The organism is Marinicella marina (assembly GCF_030065545.1).
GTDB lineage: Bacteria > Pseudomonadota > Gammaproteobacteria > Xanthomonadales > Marinicellaceae > Marinicella > Marinicella marina.
Map to the genome: position 1 here is coordinate 318,259 of NZ_JASJNC010000003.1, position 15,360 is coordinate 333,618.

Annotated in this window: 13 protein-coding genes; 5 read left to right on the forward strand and 8 right to left on the reverse strand. The window is 43.9% G+C overall.

The window, feature by feature from the left end; genetic code table 11:
• Nucleotides 1-122: 122 nt before the first annotated feature.
• From QNI24_RS06380 to QNI24_RS06395, 4 genes are all read left to right on the forward strand, one after another.
• Nucleotides 123-743 carry a flavin reductase family protein gene (locus QNI24_RS06380; protein ID WP_267175306.1) on the forward strand — a complete coding sequence of 207 codons (621 nt, stop codon included), beginning with the start codon at nt 123-125 and terminating at the stop codon, nt 741-743.
• 93 nt (nt 744-836) lie between these two features.
• Complete coding sequence (locus QNI24_RS06385; RefSeq protein WP_267175305.1) at nt 837-1,805, forward strand: XdhC family protein; 969 nt, start codon at nt 837-839, stop codon at nt 1,803-1,805.
• A complete protein-coding gene (locus tag QNI24_RS06390) occupies nt 1,802-2,371 on the forward strand; it encodes a nucleotidyltransferase family protein (protein WP_267175304.1) in 570 nt (189 codons plus the stop codon). The genes QNI24_RS06385 and QNI24_RS06390 overlap by 4 nt, the downstream gene beginning before the upstream one ends.
• Nucleotides 2,372-2,481: 110 nt before the next feature.
• Entirely contained in the window at nt 2,482-4,512 is a 2,031-nt protein-coding gene (locus QNI24_RS06395; RefSeq protein WP_267175303.1) for a putative bifunctional diguanylate cyclase/phosphodiesterase, read from the forward strand.
• 42 nt (nt 4,513-4,554) lie between these two features.
• Here the strand turns inward: QNI24_RS06395 and QNI24_RS06400 are convergent, their stop codons facing one another.
• The 5 genes from QNI24_RS06400 to QNI24_RS06420 form a co-directional block, all read right to left on the reverse strand.
• Nucleotides 4,555-5,772 carry a multidrug effflux MFS transporter gene (locus QNI24_RS06400; protein WP_267175302.1) on the reverse strand — a complete coding sequence of 406 codons (1,218 nt, stop codon included), beginning with the start codon at nt 5,770-5,772 and terminating at the stop codon, nt 4,555-4,557.
• A gap of 33 nt (nt 5,773-5,805) precedes the next feature.
• Entirely contained in the window at nt 5,806-7,545 is a 1,740-nt protein-coding gene (locus QNI24_RS06405; RefSeq protein ID WP_283708581.1) for a tetratricopeptide repeat-containing diguanylate cyclase, read from the reverse strand.
• Between the two features lie 251 nt (nt 7,546-7,796).
• On the reverse strand, nt 7,797-8,168 hold the full coding sequence (locus QNI24_RS06410) for a hypothetical protein (protein WP_267175300.1): 372 nt from the start codon (nt 8,166-8,168) through the stop codon (nt 7,797-7,799).
• 130 nt (nt 8,169-8,298) lie between these two features.
• Nucleotides 8,299-8,727 carry a hypothetical protein gene (locus QNI24_RS06415; protein WP_267175299.1) on the reverse strand — a complete coding sequence of 143 codons (429 nt, stop codon included), beginning with the start codon at nt 8,725-8,727 and terminating at the stop codon, nt 8,299-8,301.
• Entirely contained in the window at nt 8,724-10,157 is a 1,434-nt protein-coding gene (locus QNI24_RS06420; protein WP_267175298.1) for an aldehyde dehydrogenase family protein, read from the reverse strand. The genes QNI24_RS06415 and QNI24_RS06420 overlap by 4 nt, the downstream gene beginning before the upstream one ends.
• Before the next feature lie 216 nt (nt 10,158-10,373).
• Between QNI24_RS06420 and QNI24_RS06425 the strand changes: the two genes are divergently transcribed.
• Nucleotides 10,374-11,129 (forward strand): fructosamine kinase family protein, encoded by a 756-nt coding sequence (locus QNI24_RS06425; protein ID WP_267175297.1) that lies wholly within the window; start codon nt 10,374-10,376, stop codon nt 11,127-11,129.
• Here QNI24_RS06425 and QNI24_RS06430 read toward each other — a convergent pair whose 3' ends face one another.
• The 3 genes from QNI24_RS06430 to mnmG all read right to left on the reverse strand — a co-directional run bounded on the left by QNI24_RS06430 (nt 11,130) and on the right by mnmG (nt 15,277).
• On the reverse strand, nt 11,130-12,197 hold the full coding sequence (locus QNI24_RS06430; protein ID WP_267175296.1) for a hemolysin family protein: 1,068 nt from the start codon (nt 12,195-12,197) through the stop codon (nt 11,130-11,132).
• 86 nt (nt 12,198-12,283) lie between these two features.
• On the reverse strand, nt 12,284-13,009 hold the full coding sequence (locus QNI24_RS06435; protein ID WP_267175295.1) for a crotonase/enoyl-CoA hydratase family protein: 726 nt from the start codon (nt 13,007-13,009) through the stop codon (nt 12,284-12,286).
• A 396-nt stretch (nt 13,010-13,405) separates the two neighbouring features.
• Nucleotides 13,406-15,277, reverse strand: a complete 1,872-nt coding sequence (gene mnmG, locus QNI24_RS06440; RefSeq protein ID WP_267175294.1) for a tRNA uridine-5-carboxymethylaminomethyl(34) synthesis enzyme MnmG — start codon at nt 15,275-15,277, stop codon at nt 13,406-13,408.
• Nucleotides 15,278-15,360: the final 83 nt, after the last annotated feature.

Below are 15,360 nucleotides of genomic sequence, written 5' to 3' on the forward strand. Positions count from 1 at the left end.
ATTTCCTGAGATTTTATATCCGAATAGGGTGTTTTCACCGCATATACAGATTCAACCCTTAATTCCACAACATAACGACACCACAGTGGTTAGCATATTATTTTCTGTTTCAAACTGTCGTTATGCTGATTACCCAACAAGACTTGAAAGACATGGACCGCATCGTGCGCCTGAATATGGTTAATTCAATCACTGGTGTCAAACCAGCGAACCTGATTGGCACACAAGATCAGCAAGGCAATAAAAACCTGGCCATTTTCAGCTCAGTGGTGCATTTGGGCAGCAACCCGGCCTTACTTGGGTTCATCACCAGACCAGCTGGCGAGGTTCCCAGACACACGCTAGAGAACATCCTAGAGACCGATTTTTATACCATCAACCACGTACCCACGGACATGGTTGAACAGGCCCACCAAACCTCCGCCAAATACAAGAAAGACATTTCAGAATTTGAACGCTGTGGTTTCGATGCACACCACATCAATGACTTCAGTGCCCCTTTTGTCAAACAAGCTGCGATTAAAATCGGTATGCAGTTGGCTGAAATCATACCCATTGAACGCAACGGTACGCAATTGGTCATTGGTGAGATTAAATTGATGTCGCTGGCCGACGAGCTGGTGTCAGATGAGGGTTATATCAATCTAGAACAAGCCCAAACCGCCGGCCTTTCCGGACTCAACAGTTATTATAAACTGAGTCACTTGGATTCATTCCCCTATGCCAGGCCTGATAAAGGATGAATAACCGTCACTTTGAGGGTTAATCAATCAGTCAGATCAATTGCGATGAAATCGTATCTCGCTTTATAATCATCTGATTCTGTTGGAATCATTATGCTTGAACAAATCACACCCTTGTGGCCCATTTTTACGAGAGTAAAACAGACTGGAAAACCATTGGTTTTGGCCACGCTGGTCAACACCTCCGGTTCAAGCTATAAAAAAGCAGGTGCCATGATGTTAATTGAGGCCGATGGCAGCACCCATGGTTTAATCAGCGGCGGCTGTTTGGAAGCTGATGTGGCGATGCACAGCAAGGGCGTGTTTGCAAATGGTAATGCGGTGCTACTTGATTATGACATGAGCGATGATTCCATTTTCGGCCTGGGTGCGGGTTGTGATGGTCATTTGAAAATCGTTTTACAGTTACTCAAAGATGACTATTTACCATTCAGTGCCTTGAATCCATTAAATGAGCAAGACAGACCGCTGTCACTGACCATCAACAGCATCAAAAGCGCACATTTTCCCATCGGGGCCTTCAGCATCAAGCAGAACGATGGTTTGATCGAATCTCACCCGAACATTCACCAACATCTCCAGCATACCAAGGCACTTAATTACTTACCAGCACCGCGCATTGTCATTTGTGGTGCTGGCATTGACGTCTATCCTCTGGTCATGATGGCCAAACAACTTTTCTGGCACGTCACGGTGCTTGATCACCGTCCGGCGCGTCTACAGTTGGCACCACTCAATGAGGCCGCCACCCTTGTAGTGCCGTTAGCGGAATTAACCACAAGCCTCAAACCACTCAGATTTGATGCCGCCATCATCATGACCCATAACTTGGATTTTGATGCCAAATACATGCATTATTTTGCTGCATCTGAGGTGCCTTGGATTGGCTTGCTGGGACCACAACAGCGGAGAGATAAAGTATTGAAAGCAGCCAACTTATCGCTGCATGAAATCAATCATCGCCTCAAGGCACCGGTTGGCTTGGACATTGGTGGTCACATGCCTGAGCAGATTGCTGTTTCAATCATTGCGCAACTACAACAATATTTTTTAAAGCCATGAGGATCAACGGCCTCATCCTTGCTGCTGGCAACTCCAGCCGGCTGGGCCAACCGAAACAACTGGTGATGTATGAGAACCAGACTTTGTTACAAAGGATTGAGCGGACCCTGTGGCCAATGGTTGATGGTCTATTTGTGGTATTAGGCAGCCAACATGAATACATTGCCAAAGCTTTAAAACAAGCAACGCCGCTGTTGAACGAAAATTGGCAGCAAGGTATGGCTTCATCATTGAGACTGGGTATGCAACAAGCTAAAGATCAAGCTGATGCCGTATTGGTGGCACTGTGTGATCAACCCAAAATCCCCCAAAGTCATTACCACAAGTTAATCCAGCTGGCGGTGAAAAATCCCAATCACATCATTGCCACCTCATACAATAACCAGGCAGGTGTACCAGCAGTTTTTCAACAAACTCATTTTGCTGCATTGGATGAAATACGTGGAAAAAAAGGCGCGCAGTCCATGCTTCGCCAAGGTCGTTTCCCTTTGAAAACCGCAGCTTGTGCTGCCGCCGCATTTGATGTTGATTTACCCGTTCACATGCATGCCTTAAAAACAGATTAATCAATGGTTGAATATATATTGCGCCATTTAAAAACCCGTGTTGACATATCTGCATTGACTGCGTTTAAATATCATCTACTCATGCTTCAACTGACCCAGGCCAACATTCAATGACCGCAACCCTACTGTTTCAATCATTCAGTGCAGTGCTGATTGGCTGGTTGTTACTGCATTACGCCCATATTTATCACCGAAAATACCTGTTTTATTGGTCTTACAGCTTCTTCAGTTTAGCCATCTTCCTATTGGGTTCAAGTTTGGGATTGTGGCTGGTTGACAACGACTTTGGGCCCTCATCTCCTTGGCGATTGATTAACTTGTTTGTAATCACCACAGCGGGCTATATGCAAATTGCATTTTTAGTCATTGGCACCATTTCACTGGTAAAAGGCACCTCCATCAACAAATTCACTTTTATCAGAATTCTGATGATCTGTTTGTTCATCGCATTTTGTATCACTGTGTTCAAAAACTGGGATGCCTCCGGTGCAGATTTGCGGTATTTGACCAGGATTGGCTTGCGCTATTTCACCGCAGGTTTGGCATGTCTGGGTACCGCAATTTACATCTTGCGTAACGACCCCAATCCCATCATAGGCAAGAAGATTGTCACCATTGGCTTTTTTGTGTATGGTTTTGAAATGACTTTTCTGGGTTGGCTGACTTTTGAAAACTATTTTTTCAATGGCAGTGATTTACTGCTATACCTGATTCCCTACCACGGCTTATTCGAATTAATCTTATACCCCATCATTGGCGTTGGCTTAGTTGTTTGGTTATTGGAAGTTGAACGAATCAAAAGCAAAAAAACTGCAGACCAACTGAAACACCTGAATCTGTCTGATGCGCTGACCGGCTTACCTAATCAACCAGCATTACAACAATTTTTGCAACAATGGTCGCTGGTAGCACAATCGAATGAACCCATGACACTGGTACTTTTTGGTGTTGACAAAATGGCCAGGTTCAATGATGGTGAAGGATTTAAAAAAGGCGATCAACTGTTGATCGCTTTGGCCAAAAGAATTGATATGTTGTGCCGAGGGAAACCATTTTACGGTCGTATTTATGGTGATGTGTTCGTACTGATGATGAATGGAAATGAAAAAAACGAAATTAAAAAGGCAGAAAAAATACGACAAAAACTTTCTCGTCCTTTTAAATTAAGCGGTCAAACCTTTCACTTAGAAGTGAGTGCAGGCGTCACTGAACTTAGTAACACCTCTGATCATGAGCAGGCATTCAACCAAGCCAACTTGGCCTTGATGTTTGCCAAACAAAGAGGCGGCAAGCAATCTTTGGCATTCAATTCAGAAATGAAGTCTCCGCAAAACAGCAACATCAATTTTGAGAATGATTTAAGGAGCGCTTTTAAAAATAATCAGTTTGAACTGTATTATCAACCGATTTGGTCAAGCAAGAATCGAATCATGTGTTTCGAAGCACTGATCAGGTGGCAACACCCCAGCAGAGGCCTGTTGTTACCTGGGGCGTTTTTATCCATGTTACAACAAATGAGAATGATGATTCAGTTGGATTATTGGGTTGTTGACGAAGCTTTCAAACAAGCCAAAGCTTGGCGCAAAGTAAATACCGATGCGGCGAAAATAAACATCAACCTTTCGGCAGAAACCATTCAGGATGGCAGCATCACTGAACACATCAAGCAATGTTCCCTGCGCCACCAATTAACACCACAGCACATCACCGTTGAAATCACCGAAAACACTTTGATGCAAAACATAGCCATTGGTACCAACACATTGAATGAGTTGCGTGAATTAGGTATGGAGATAGCTATTGATGATTTTGGTACTGGTTACTCATCATTAAATTACTTGCGCTCGTTTCCAGCTGATGTGATTAAATTTGACCGCACTTTTGTTTCTGATCAGAGTAACCATCACCTCAATCACAAAATTCTCCAGGCTTTGATTCCACTGTGTCATGACCTGAATAAAAAAGTGGTGATCGAAGGGATTGAAAATCAAACCCAATTTAACCAGCTTGAAGAACTGAAAGTTGATGGTTTCCAAGGCTTTTACTTAAGTCATCCATTGGCTGAAAAAGAAGCCATTAAAATGCTGACCATGAGTAAAAAATCAATGGTTAAGGCCATGTTCAATGAAGCACCTGGCTGACAAATTTATAGGTGGAGTGTGGTTTAAAAAAAACCAAAAAAATCAGTTGATGGCTTCGATTACCCTTTTGCGCCAAATGTATAACAATAAAAAAGCACAAAAAGACGAACCTAAAAAGCCCAGAACGATGGCATACAATGTGGTACTGATTTGCTGCGAAATCACTATACCTAAAATCGCCGCTATCAATGCCGATACGACGCCAATGACTGAAGCGCCCATGCCTGCATGATTACCAAGGGGTAACATCGCTATGGCAATTAAGTTGCCATAAATAAGCCCAATACAAACATTAATGAACCCCAGGTATATGACCAGCGCAAAGAACGGTGGTAACCCAGCAAAATATCCGGCCAGTATCAAACCCATTATGTTGCCTAGCAACAACAATGACATGGCCCAAAAAGTCACCTGATAGACGCCAAAACGCATCACTATTTTGGCATTGATAAATGCCGCCAAGCCAAAAAACAGAGCAATGCCACCAAATATTTGGGGGAACTTATCTTTGGCATCATACATTTGACTGAATATTTGTTCCGAACCATTCAGATAAGCCATGAAGCCACTGAAGACCAGTCCACTGATGACCGCAAATACCATGGAAACAGGCTCGGCCAAAACCGCTTTAAAGCTGGCCCATATGTGATTGATCCTGAATGGTCTGCGTTGACCGCTGGCCAATGATTCTGGCAATCTAACCATCACCCAAACCGCTAATAACAAACCAAAGCCAAGGTAGGTATAGATAATGAATTGCCAAGGACCAAAATGCAATAACAGCGCACCTAAACTGGGGGCAAATACAGGCACCATGATGAAAATCATCATCACCAATGAAGTCACTCTTGCCATCTCATTGCCAGCAAAATGATCCCGAGTGATGGCATTGACCATGATTCTGGCCGCCGCTGCTCCAACCCCTTGCACGGCTCGTGCAGCCAAAAACAGACTGAATGAGTCAGCCAACAAACAAGCCACCGAGGCGATGATATAAACGGCCAAGCCGAACAACAACACCGGTTTTCGTCCAACACTGTCTGACACAGGCCCGTAAAACAATTGCGCCACAGCAAACCCTAACATGTAGGCAGTGATCATCCATTGTTGTTCATTCCCAGGGGCCAAACCAAAATCACTGGCTATCATGGGCATGGCAGGTAACTGCAAGTCAATGGTCAAAGCACCCAATGAAGTCATCAAAGCCAATAAAATAATCAACTCTGCCTGGGAGATTTCTCGGTGAGGGTAATCAGACATCTATGCAAGTCAGCAAAAACTTGCAGTGTAACATCAGCTTTGTGATGTTGCCATAACCACACAATTGCGACCGCGGTCTTTTGCGGTGTAAAGCGCCTTATCAGCACTGTAAAGCGCACGGCGCCATGTGGGTCTTTGTAGGTCAATAATTTCACTGATCCCAATTGATGCGGTTAAAGAGAAAGTATTCATGCCAGTACTGATTTCAACATTGGCAATGGCATTGAGCAATAATTGTGCATACTGGTTTATTTTTTCCGGCGGTATGTCATCAGTTAACAACAGAAACTCCTCGCCGCCCCAGCGACAGACATAACGTTCAGGAGTCAGAAATTGTTCCAAACAGGCAGCAATTTTTATCAAAGCGGTATCACCAACATCATGGTCATAATCATCATTGACGGTTTTGAAATTATCCAAATCAATCAGCCATAGATAACGTTTCGCCGGAGGCGCTGGTAATTTATGTTCAATATGCCACCCTTGCAAAGCACGGCGGTTACCGAGCTGGGTTAAAGTATCGGTCATTGCCATTTGCTTGAGTTTGCGATTGGTGATGTACTGCCAGAGTACGAACAACACCAGCAACAGCATGATAAATGAAACCACCAGTATTGTAATGAGGCGTTGATTTTCGCTCGCTTCGATGGCCAGTTGGTTTTTTATTTGCGCACTGTTTTGCAGAGCCAACTGTTCACGTTTTTGACTGTCGCTGAGTTGATTCTGCATTTGCGCCATGTAATCTTTATTGAATGTTTTTTGAAATTCATTCAACAGTGTACGGTGTTTCTTATAAACGGCCAGAGCTTTCTCTGGCTGATTTAACCTTTCGTACAACATGGCCAATGAACCCAGTGGATGATTGACACCCAACAGCGCTTTGCTGTTTTCAGCTTGATTGAAAAAAGCGTATGCTTGGTCGGCCAAATCAATGTAATTCGCATCCGGATTGACACTTAAATCTAAATTGGCTTCAGTGATTTGAATCACATAGTTGAACACCGATTCATCGGTTTCAGGCTCAATTAACTCAATCGCTTTATCTACGTATTCGATGGCTTTTTCATAATTTTCAACTTCCTGATATGATGCACCAATGCCGAAATAAATTTGAGCCGCCCGACTTTTTGGCCATTGTTCAGTGATCAAAGCTTCGGTCATGCTGTATATCTTCAAAGCTTCACTGTGACGATTCTGACCACGTAAGGTGTTGGCTAAATTAAATAAAACCGGCGGTTGGTATCTGAAGTCATCATTCGCTTCCATCAAATCCAGCGCGGTGTAATAATTATCAATCGCTGTTTCATGATTTTCTATCTCTGAGTTCAACACCCCTAAATTAATCAACAAAGGAATTTGTTCTGGAACGATATCGAGGGCGGTGGCTTGATTCATGGCTTCTTGGTAGATTTCTACCGCACTGATTCTTTCACCGATGCGGTGATAGATGGCACCCGCTCGTCTGGTTAATTTGATGCTTTCTGTTGATTTTGGTTGTTGACTGATCAGGGTGAATAAATCGAACGCTGTCTTTTTGGCAGCTTGAATTGAATCAGTGGCGGCGTAAGCCCAACCCATACAACCGAGAAAATGGGCATAATCTATTGGCTTGATACGCTGATCCAGTGATTCCAGTTGTTGTTGTGCCAAAGCTATGGCATCAGCAGGCTTATCATCCTCTAATGCGGTGCATTGTTCACGTTCAAATGAAACACTGCCTTGGTCTGATCCAAACGCCATATTGGTTGAGCCCATCAAGACAAAAACAAGCATTAATAACGGCATGGTGCGAACAAGTATCATTTCTTTATGTGGGTCAATGAGTAGTTAGGTATCATGCTAACTTCAGATGCAAAAGCTGCCAAGTGTTTTCAAAGGTTTGATTAAAAAAGGTACATTATTGGACATAAATCAAGCCCAACTGTTTCTATTCAACCACAAATCATATCCAACTGTAACAAGTTGTCAGTCGACTTTGGGCGCTCAGGCCGCATTGACTCTTAATTCACATAAATCGGCCACCGTCAAATCATGACAAAAATGATCGCTGAGAAAACAACCACAGAAAAAGCCAAAACCATAAATTTATTCATACCCGCGGCTCTTTGTGGTTGGGGAAGGGTCACTTCAAGGTCACATTCGGCTTTGACAAGCACCCTGAAGAAGGTGTCCCAAAAACCCACCTTGATTGAATTGTATGCATCAAGTGCTATGGTTCTGTTGGGTTGGTTCAACATCAACCCAAAACTTTCGATTTCAATGTGACCGTAGGATTTGTTGCAGTTTTTGGCTGATGCGCCAAACTCAATCGTTAAGGGCAAACCACTGAACCTGCGACAGTAAATTTCAACTTTCTCTCCAGCAACAACATGTATCACCTCTTTATTTTCAGACATTTTTGATTACCTAAAAAGTCATCAATTGTGTCCCATGCGATGTTTTTTATCCTGAAAAAAATATGAAAAAACGATGAAATTTACTTGTCTGAATTTCAAAATTTCTGCGGCAAACCCTTTGCATGTCGAATCAAACGTCTTGAACAATAACCACCTCTGGATAAAAGGTCACTTGGTGTTGTTGACAAAGTGCTTTGATTTGCTCAATTGAAACGTCTTTGAGTTTAACTGTTTCACCTGATTTCATCACCACCACTGGGACCTCCTCACCTTGCTCAGACCACACTTCGACTTTTTCTATGTCGTGCCAAGGGTAATTCATTACGGTCCTGTTAACTTGTGAATAGGCAGCAAAGCCAAATGGCGTGATGAATGTCTTTGGATTCTTATTCGGGAAAAATTTTAACTTCAACATGTTGATGATTAAAATAACAGGCAACAGCAACAGTAAGATGATCAAAATCGGAATGATGATGATCAAAACCAAAATAAACGGTATCCAACTCAAAGGATTGGCCTTATTCGGCATGTTGCTGAGGATTATTTGGGCTAATTTCATTGCATACCCAACATGGCTTTGGTTTCTAAGAACTCATCAAAACCCTGCGGCCCCCTTTCGCGACCATTGCCAGAATGTTTGTAACCTCCAAAAGGTGCAGTGCGGTCCATTTGGGCGCCGTTGATGTGTATCATGCCAGCTCTGATTTGTTTAGCAACAGCATTAACATGTTGTGCGTCTGCACCTGAAACATAGCCAGACAAACCATAATCAGTGTCATTGGCGATGGCGATGGCTTCAGCCTCATCTTGGTAACTCAACAAGCACAACACCGGTCCAAAAATCTCTTCTCTGGCTATTTTCATGTCATTATTAACTCGCGAGAAGACCGTTGGCTTAACGTAATAGCCTTGCTCTAGTCCTTCAGGTTTGCCTACACCACCAACTAACAATTCAGCGCCCTCATCAATACCCGCTTGGATCAGGTCTTGGATTTTTTGCCACTGGACCTCTGAAACAACCGGACCGGCAAAAACACCTTCATCGTTGGGCGCACCAACCGATACTTTACTTAAAGTATTTTTAATGACCTCCTCTGCTTCAGCCAGGCGCTCTTCAGGCACCAACATGCGCGAGGGTGCGTTACAATTTTGACCAGAATTCACACACATGGTTTTGACCCCACCACTCACAGCCTTAGCGAATGCCTCCGCAGACAAATCGGCTAATATAATGTTTGGTGACTTGCCGCCTAATTCTTGTGTCACACGTTTTATTGTGGGCGCAGCATCTTGAGCCACTGCTGTACCTGCCCGGGTCGAACCGGTGAATGAGACCATTTGTATGTCTGGGTGTGCGGAGATGGCTGAGCCCACTGCAGGACCATCACCATTGATCATATTGACCACCCCAGGCGGCACACCCGCCTCATGCAATACCTGCATCAAAAGATAGGCTGAAAGTGGCGCCACTTCAGATGGCTTCCAGACCACAGTACAACCAGTTGCTAAAGCCGGTGCCAACTTACAACCAATTTGATTCACTGGCCAATTCCATGGTGTGATAAAACCACATACTCCAACTGGTTCTTTGCGAATCGTGGTGCTGTCTTGTTTGAACTCAAACTCGTAGTCTTTCAGTACTTGCATGGCTGACTTAAAATGCATGTAACCCGATGCGGCTTGGTTGGACTCACTGAGCCACTTTGGTGCGCCCATTTCTTCAGTGATGGCCGCCGCGATGTCTGCGGATTTACTTTTGTAGGCGGCGCAAATGGCCTCTAATAATTCCAAACGTTCTTGTTGCGTGAATTGCGAGAAACTGATGAATGCCTGTTTGGCCGCGGCCACAGCCGCATCAACATCGGCAGCTGTACCCATTGATATTTGACCAGCCACTTGTTCAGTTGCCGGGTTGATTACCTCAAGTTTTTCTCGATCTTGAGGTGTGACCCATTGGCCATCTATATAGAAATTAATGTAATCGCGCATAGTATATTGTGGTTTATTTCGGTGGATAAGTAATTAAATGGTTATGAATATGATTTAATCAAGCCGTTAAATCATTTTAAGCTTCCGCAGGCGTAAATACTAACGACCTCAAGAACAGAAACCCCACTGAATCTCGTTTTGCTTTGTTAAAATATTAAAACCCCAGTGAAAGCCAACAGCGTATGATGCCTAATGAATGGACAAGCCAATTAAAACATGACATTCACCAAACACAACAACACAACATTTGACGATGCCTTAATAAAGGAAGCTAATGGTTTGGCATTGCTCAAAAACGAGCTAAAAAAACACAACATCAAGCTGAAAATACCGCAGGTTTTGCAAGTCAATGAACAAGCATTGACGTTACAAAAAATCCAACAATCTACAGCAGCCCCGTCGCAGTGGTATCAATTGGGTCAGGCGCTGGCACAACTGCACCTAATTCAACAGCCACACCATGGCCATAATGAAGACAACTACATCGGCTTGAGTCCACAACCTAACGAAATCTGTGATAACTGGGGTCAGTTTTTCTGTCAGCACCGTTTGTTATTTCAAATCCAACGCATCCAATCAAGTTCAAAAAGAACGGTTTTTTTGCACGAATACAATTCTACCTCTGCCCAACTGGCTCAATTTCTCAATGAAAATTGCGACTATCCGAGCTTATTACACGGTGATTTGTGGGCTGGAAACGTGTTATTTGATTATTCTAATGTGTGGTTGATTGATCCTGCGGTGTATTGTGGCGATGCCGATGCTGACTTGGCGATGACAGAGTTATTTGGTGGCCTCGCGCCCGCTTTTTATGATGCCTACTTCGCGACCAAGCCCAAGAGCAAAAATTATGCAGTGAAAAGAACCATTTTTAATTTATACCACCAACTGAATCATTATAATTTATTTGGCTCCAGTTACTGGCAGAGCTGTCAACAAGGCTTATTACAGATCAGCAAGCAATTTTCTTAGTCACTTATCAGATTGTAAATTTTCATCAACCACCATGCCACGACTGGCGGCACGTTTGAGCCATTGTTTGCGGGCATAGGCTTGCATGTCTTGGACTTGATCCAATTCGTCTACAATTTCCAAACCTATCAAGGTTTCAATCACATCTTCCAAAGTCACCAATCCACTGATGTCGCCATATTCGGTGACCACCAATGCAATGTGCTGGGCATCATCCATCAAGGACTCCATCAACTGAGTCAAATTCAATTCTTCGATAACCACACTGATTTCACGTTTGAGTTCCTTCAATGTCACATCATCGCCATTGGCATGTGCCAACAACACATCAGACTTAAGCACAAACCCATCGCTGTCATCCATGCTGTCTTGGTAAACGGGTATGCGCGAAAAACGGGCTGTTTTTAACAGTTCTAGCGCCCCTTCTACCGGTAAATCCTGCGGTAATGAGGTCACCACACTGCGGGGGGTCATGATGTCTTTGGCCTTCACCGAACTCAATTTGAATAAGTTATTGATGATGCGAGATTCCTGCTCATCAATCATACCTGAGCGCTGTCCCAAGCCTGCCATGGCGATGAACTCATCACGATTAAACATATGATGGCTTTTGCCTTTAGAAATCATCTTGGTAATCATTTCAGACAATAAGATCAGTGGATACAAACCTTTTATCAACCAATCGACAAAAGTCACAACTGAACCAGTCAAAGATTTCCAGTACACCGCACCGATGGTTTTTGGAATGATTTCAGAGAACACCAAGATCAAGATGGTTATAACACCAGAAAACACACCAATCCAAGCATCACCAAAAACATGAGTTGCTTTGGCACCAGCAACAATTGCACCCACCGTGTGTGCAATGGTATTCAATGTCAGAATGGCAGCCAATGAACGATCAACATTTTCAAAACGTAAACGTTTAACTCGAGCGGCTTTTTGCGGATTGGTTTTCTTTAGTTTTTCAATATAAGAAGGCGTGATGCTCAGCAACACCGCTTCAGCAATTGAGCATAAGAAAGAGAACAACAACGCCAAAAAGACATAAACAAATAACAGGAACATAGCTTTATATTAATAGGTTATGGCTCAATTATAGCCGATATGCAGTGAATTCAAGCGCAATGAATCTGCAAAAATGAACCGACTCTTTATTTTTTACTGGCAAACATTCGTTTAACGCCCTGCAGCACAAAACCACGGCGATCGGCCTTAATGGCACGTTTTAACTGACGCAAAAAGCTTCGACGCATACGCAACTTACTTTCTTGATGCGCAGTATCATCTAACTGAGCATACTTTTCAGCCAGTTTTTGTGCCGTGGGCATGACCTGATCATGGCTGACTGTTAAATCCAGAAAACCGGCTTCAATCGCCGCTTGTGGTGTGAATACTTCAGACAACAGCATGGCACGACTCAGGTGTGATGGGTTGACCCGATGTTGACACAAGGCCAGTGCACAATGCGGCATGGTCAAGCCATTTTGAACCTCATTGGCCACCAACTTGTAATCACCCTCAGCACCCACACGATAATCACCCGTGAGTAGAATGAAAACCCCAAGGGCTATGGCATGGCCGTTACAGGCGATAATCACCGGTCGTGGATAGGACATCATGCGATGCACCAACCAAAAACCACCCATCAACATTTTGAAAGCATTGTTAACCCCAGTGCGCAACACCCGCAAATCAAATCCCGCACAAAACACTTCGGCTCGGCCAGTTAAAATAACGATGGCATTGGCTTTCTCAGCCGCATCCAAGGCAGCATTCAACTGATCTAAAAAGTCTGGCGAAGCGACATTCGACTTGCCATCATCCATGGTGATGGTAGCGATGCCGTTATTGATGCTATAAGTTACGAGCTCGGTCATGATATATTGTGCGTTTTCAATGCTTTCATTCTATATGAAACAGCAGCGACTGTCATTCTGAACCAGCCAACGGCAACCTGAATGATACCAAGAGTATATTTCTAATCAACAACTAAAAATTACATCACCTCAGCTGAGCCTGAAGCGAGCGCAGAAATCAAGGTATGCGTTTATTCAAACCACCTGAATCATTTTATATTGATGTCCCTTCAATCTGAATTCTCTGGTTTACTTTTGATTTGTTAAAAGGTTCGCAAGCTGATTTAAAAAAATGTACTCCCAGAATTATTTATTAACTTTTCCAAATTCATTTTCAGACGTTTTAGTTCAAATCAAAAAAATGGTTCCTCAGTTCATGCCCGAGGATGGCGATTGCAGGAAAATTTCGAGCTAAGCTCAACCCACCTTCTTCAAATAAACCAGCAACAAGGACACTGCCGCTGGTGTCATGCCCTGAATGCGACTGGCTTGGCCAATGGTTTCGGGTTTGATTTGATTGAGTTTCTCGGTAAGCTCACCACTTAAGCCGTTGATGCCGCTGTAGTCAAAATCAACAGGCAAGGGCTTATTGGCGTGATTTCTGGCCTTGTCAATTTCTTGTTGTTGACGTTCTAAATAACCTGCGTATTGGGTTTGTATCTCAACCTGTTCCAGCACTTTTTCAGCCGTTGATGGCAGTTTAATTTCATCCAAATCCATCAGCATACTGATATTCACTTCAGGTCGTCGCAATAAATCATAGGCTGTGGTCTCTTTACTCAAATCGATACCTGTTTGGGTCATGAACTTTTTACCCAAAGAATTATTGGGCCCCATCCAGACGGCTTTGAGGTGTTCCAAGGATCCCTCAACATGTTTGCGCTTTTCAGCAAAAGATTGCCAACGTTGATCATTGACCAAACCCAAATCGCGGCCTTTTTCGGTCAAGCGAAAATCCGCATTGTCTTCTCGCAACATCAAACGGTACTCAGCACGAGAAGTGAACATGCGGTAGGGTTCGTTGGTGCCTTGGGTAATTAGATCATCAATCAAAACACCCATATAAGCCTCATTCCTGGCTGGTGTCCAAGCGGCTTTGCCAGCCACTTTCCGAGCGGCATTCATGCCCGCAATCAAACCTTGCGCGCCAGCCTCTTCATAGCCGGTTGTGCCGTTGATTTGTCCAGCAAAAAACAGGCCATCAACGTATTTGGTTTCCAGAGAAGATTGCAAACCTCGAGGATCGAAGAAATCATATTCTATGGCATAACCCGGACGTGTGATGTGCGCATTCTCAAAGCCTTTGATCGATCTGACCAGTTTAATTTGGACATCAAAAGGCAGCGATGTAGATATACCATTGGGGTACAACTCATGGGTGCCCAAGCCTTCCGGCTCAACAAATATTTGGTGTGAATCTTTATCGGCAAAACGCATGATTTTGTCCTCAATCGATGGACAATACCGTGGGCCTTTACCTTCAATTTCACCAGAATACATCGGCGAACGGTCTAAGCCAGATCTGATATGATCATGGGTTTTTAAGTTGGTGTGGGTGATGTAGCAACTGACTTGTTCTGGGTGTTGGTCGTGTGACCCCATGTACGAAAAAACTGGCCTCGGGGTATCACCTGGTTGTTCTTCCATCACTGAAAAATCAACTGTTTTACCATCGATCCGTGGTGGTGTGCCGGTTTTCAAACGCGCCACTTCAAAAGGCAAAGCTCGTAATTTTTGCGCCAACACTGTTGCCGGTGGATCACCCGCACGACCACCTGAATAATTCGACATACCAATGTGTATTTTGCCGGCCAAAAAGGTACCCACTGTGAGCACCACGGTTTGGGCCATATAAACCAAGCCCATTTGAGTGACGCAGCCTTTGACTTGATCATTTTCAATGATCAAATCTTCCACACCTTGTTGGAACATGTATAGGTTTTCTTGGTTTTCCACCACTGATCGGATGTAAGCACGGTACAAGGCACGATCGCATTGGGCGCGGGTGGCTCGAACGGCAGCACCTTTGCGTGAATTCAATGTACGCCATTGGATACCGGCATGGTCAGTGGCCTCAGCCATAACCCCACCCAAAGCATCTATTTCTTTGACCAAATGGCCTTTACCAATGCCACCAATGGCTGGATTACAACTCATTTGACCAATGGTTTCAATGTTATGGGTTAATAACAGGGTTTTGGCACCCATGCGCGCAGCAGCAAGCGCGGCTTCGGTACCGGCATGCCCTCCACCCACAACAATCACATCAAAAACTTGGTCGTATTTCATTACTTTCACTTCGAACTTTATGTGCAAGGTATTTTAGCTGTTTAGGCCTGTGAAACAAGCAAAACACCACCAAAAAGGGCCAT

Bases quoted from the DNA above. Each gene is read 5' to 3' on its own strand.
- QNI24_RS06380 (WP_267175306.1), top strand. From the start codon at position 123: ATGCTGATTACCCAACAAGACTTGAAAGACATGGACCGCATCGTGCGC.
- QNI24_RS06435 (WP_267175295.1), bottom strand. From the start codon at position 13,009: ATGACCGAGCTCGTAACTTATAGCATCAATAACGGCATCGCTACCATC.
- QNI24_RS06385 (WP_267175305.1), top strand. From the start codon at position 837: ATGCTTGAACAAATCACACCCTTGTGGCCCATTTTTACGAGAGTAAAA.
- QNI24_RS06415 (WP_267175299.1), bottom strand. From the start codon at position 8,727: ATGAAATTAGCCCAAATAATCCTCAGCAACATGCCGAATAAGGCCAAT.
- QNI24_RS06395 (WP_267175303.1), top strand. From the start codon at position 2,482: ATGACCGCAACCCTACTGTTTCAATCATTCAGTGCAGTGCTGATTGGC.
- QNI24_RS06430 (WP_267175296.1), bottom strand. From the start codon at position 12,197: ATGTTCCTGTTATTTGTTTATGTCTTTTTGGCGTTGTTGTTCTCTTTC.
- QNI24_RS06390 (WP_267175304.1), top strand. From the start codon at position 1,802: ATGAGGATCAACGGCCTCATCCTTGCTGCTGGCAACTCCAGCCGGCTG.
- QNI24_RS06405 (WP_283708581.1), bottom strand. From the start codon at position 7,545: ATGCTTGTTTTTGTCTTGATGGGCTCAACCAATATGGCGTTTGGATCA.
- QNI24_RS06400 (WP_267175302.1), bottom strand. From the start codon at position 5,772: ATGTCTGATTACCCTCACCGAGAAATCTCCCAGGCAGAGTTGATTATT.
- mnmG (WP_267175294.1), bottom strand. From the start codon at position 15,277: ATGAAATACGACCAAGTTTTTGATGTGATTGTTGTGGGTGGAGGGCAT.
- QNI24_RS06420 (WP_267175298.1), bottom strand. From the start codon at position 10,157: ATGCGCGATTACATTAATTTCTATATAGATGGCCAATGGGTCACACCT.
- QNI24_RS06410 (WP_267175300.1), bottom strand. From the start codon at position 8,168: ATGTCTGAAAATAAAGAGGTGATACATGTTGTTGCTGGAGAGAAAGTT.
- QNI24_RS06425 (WP_267175297.1), top strand. From the start codon at position 10,374: ATGACATTCACCAAACACAACAACACAACATTTGACGATGCCTTAATA.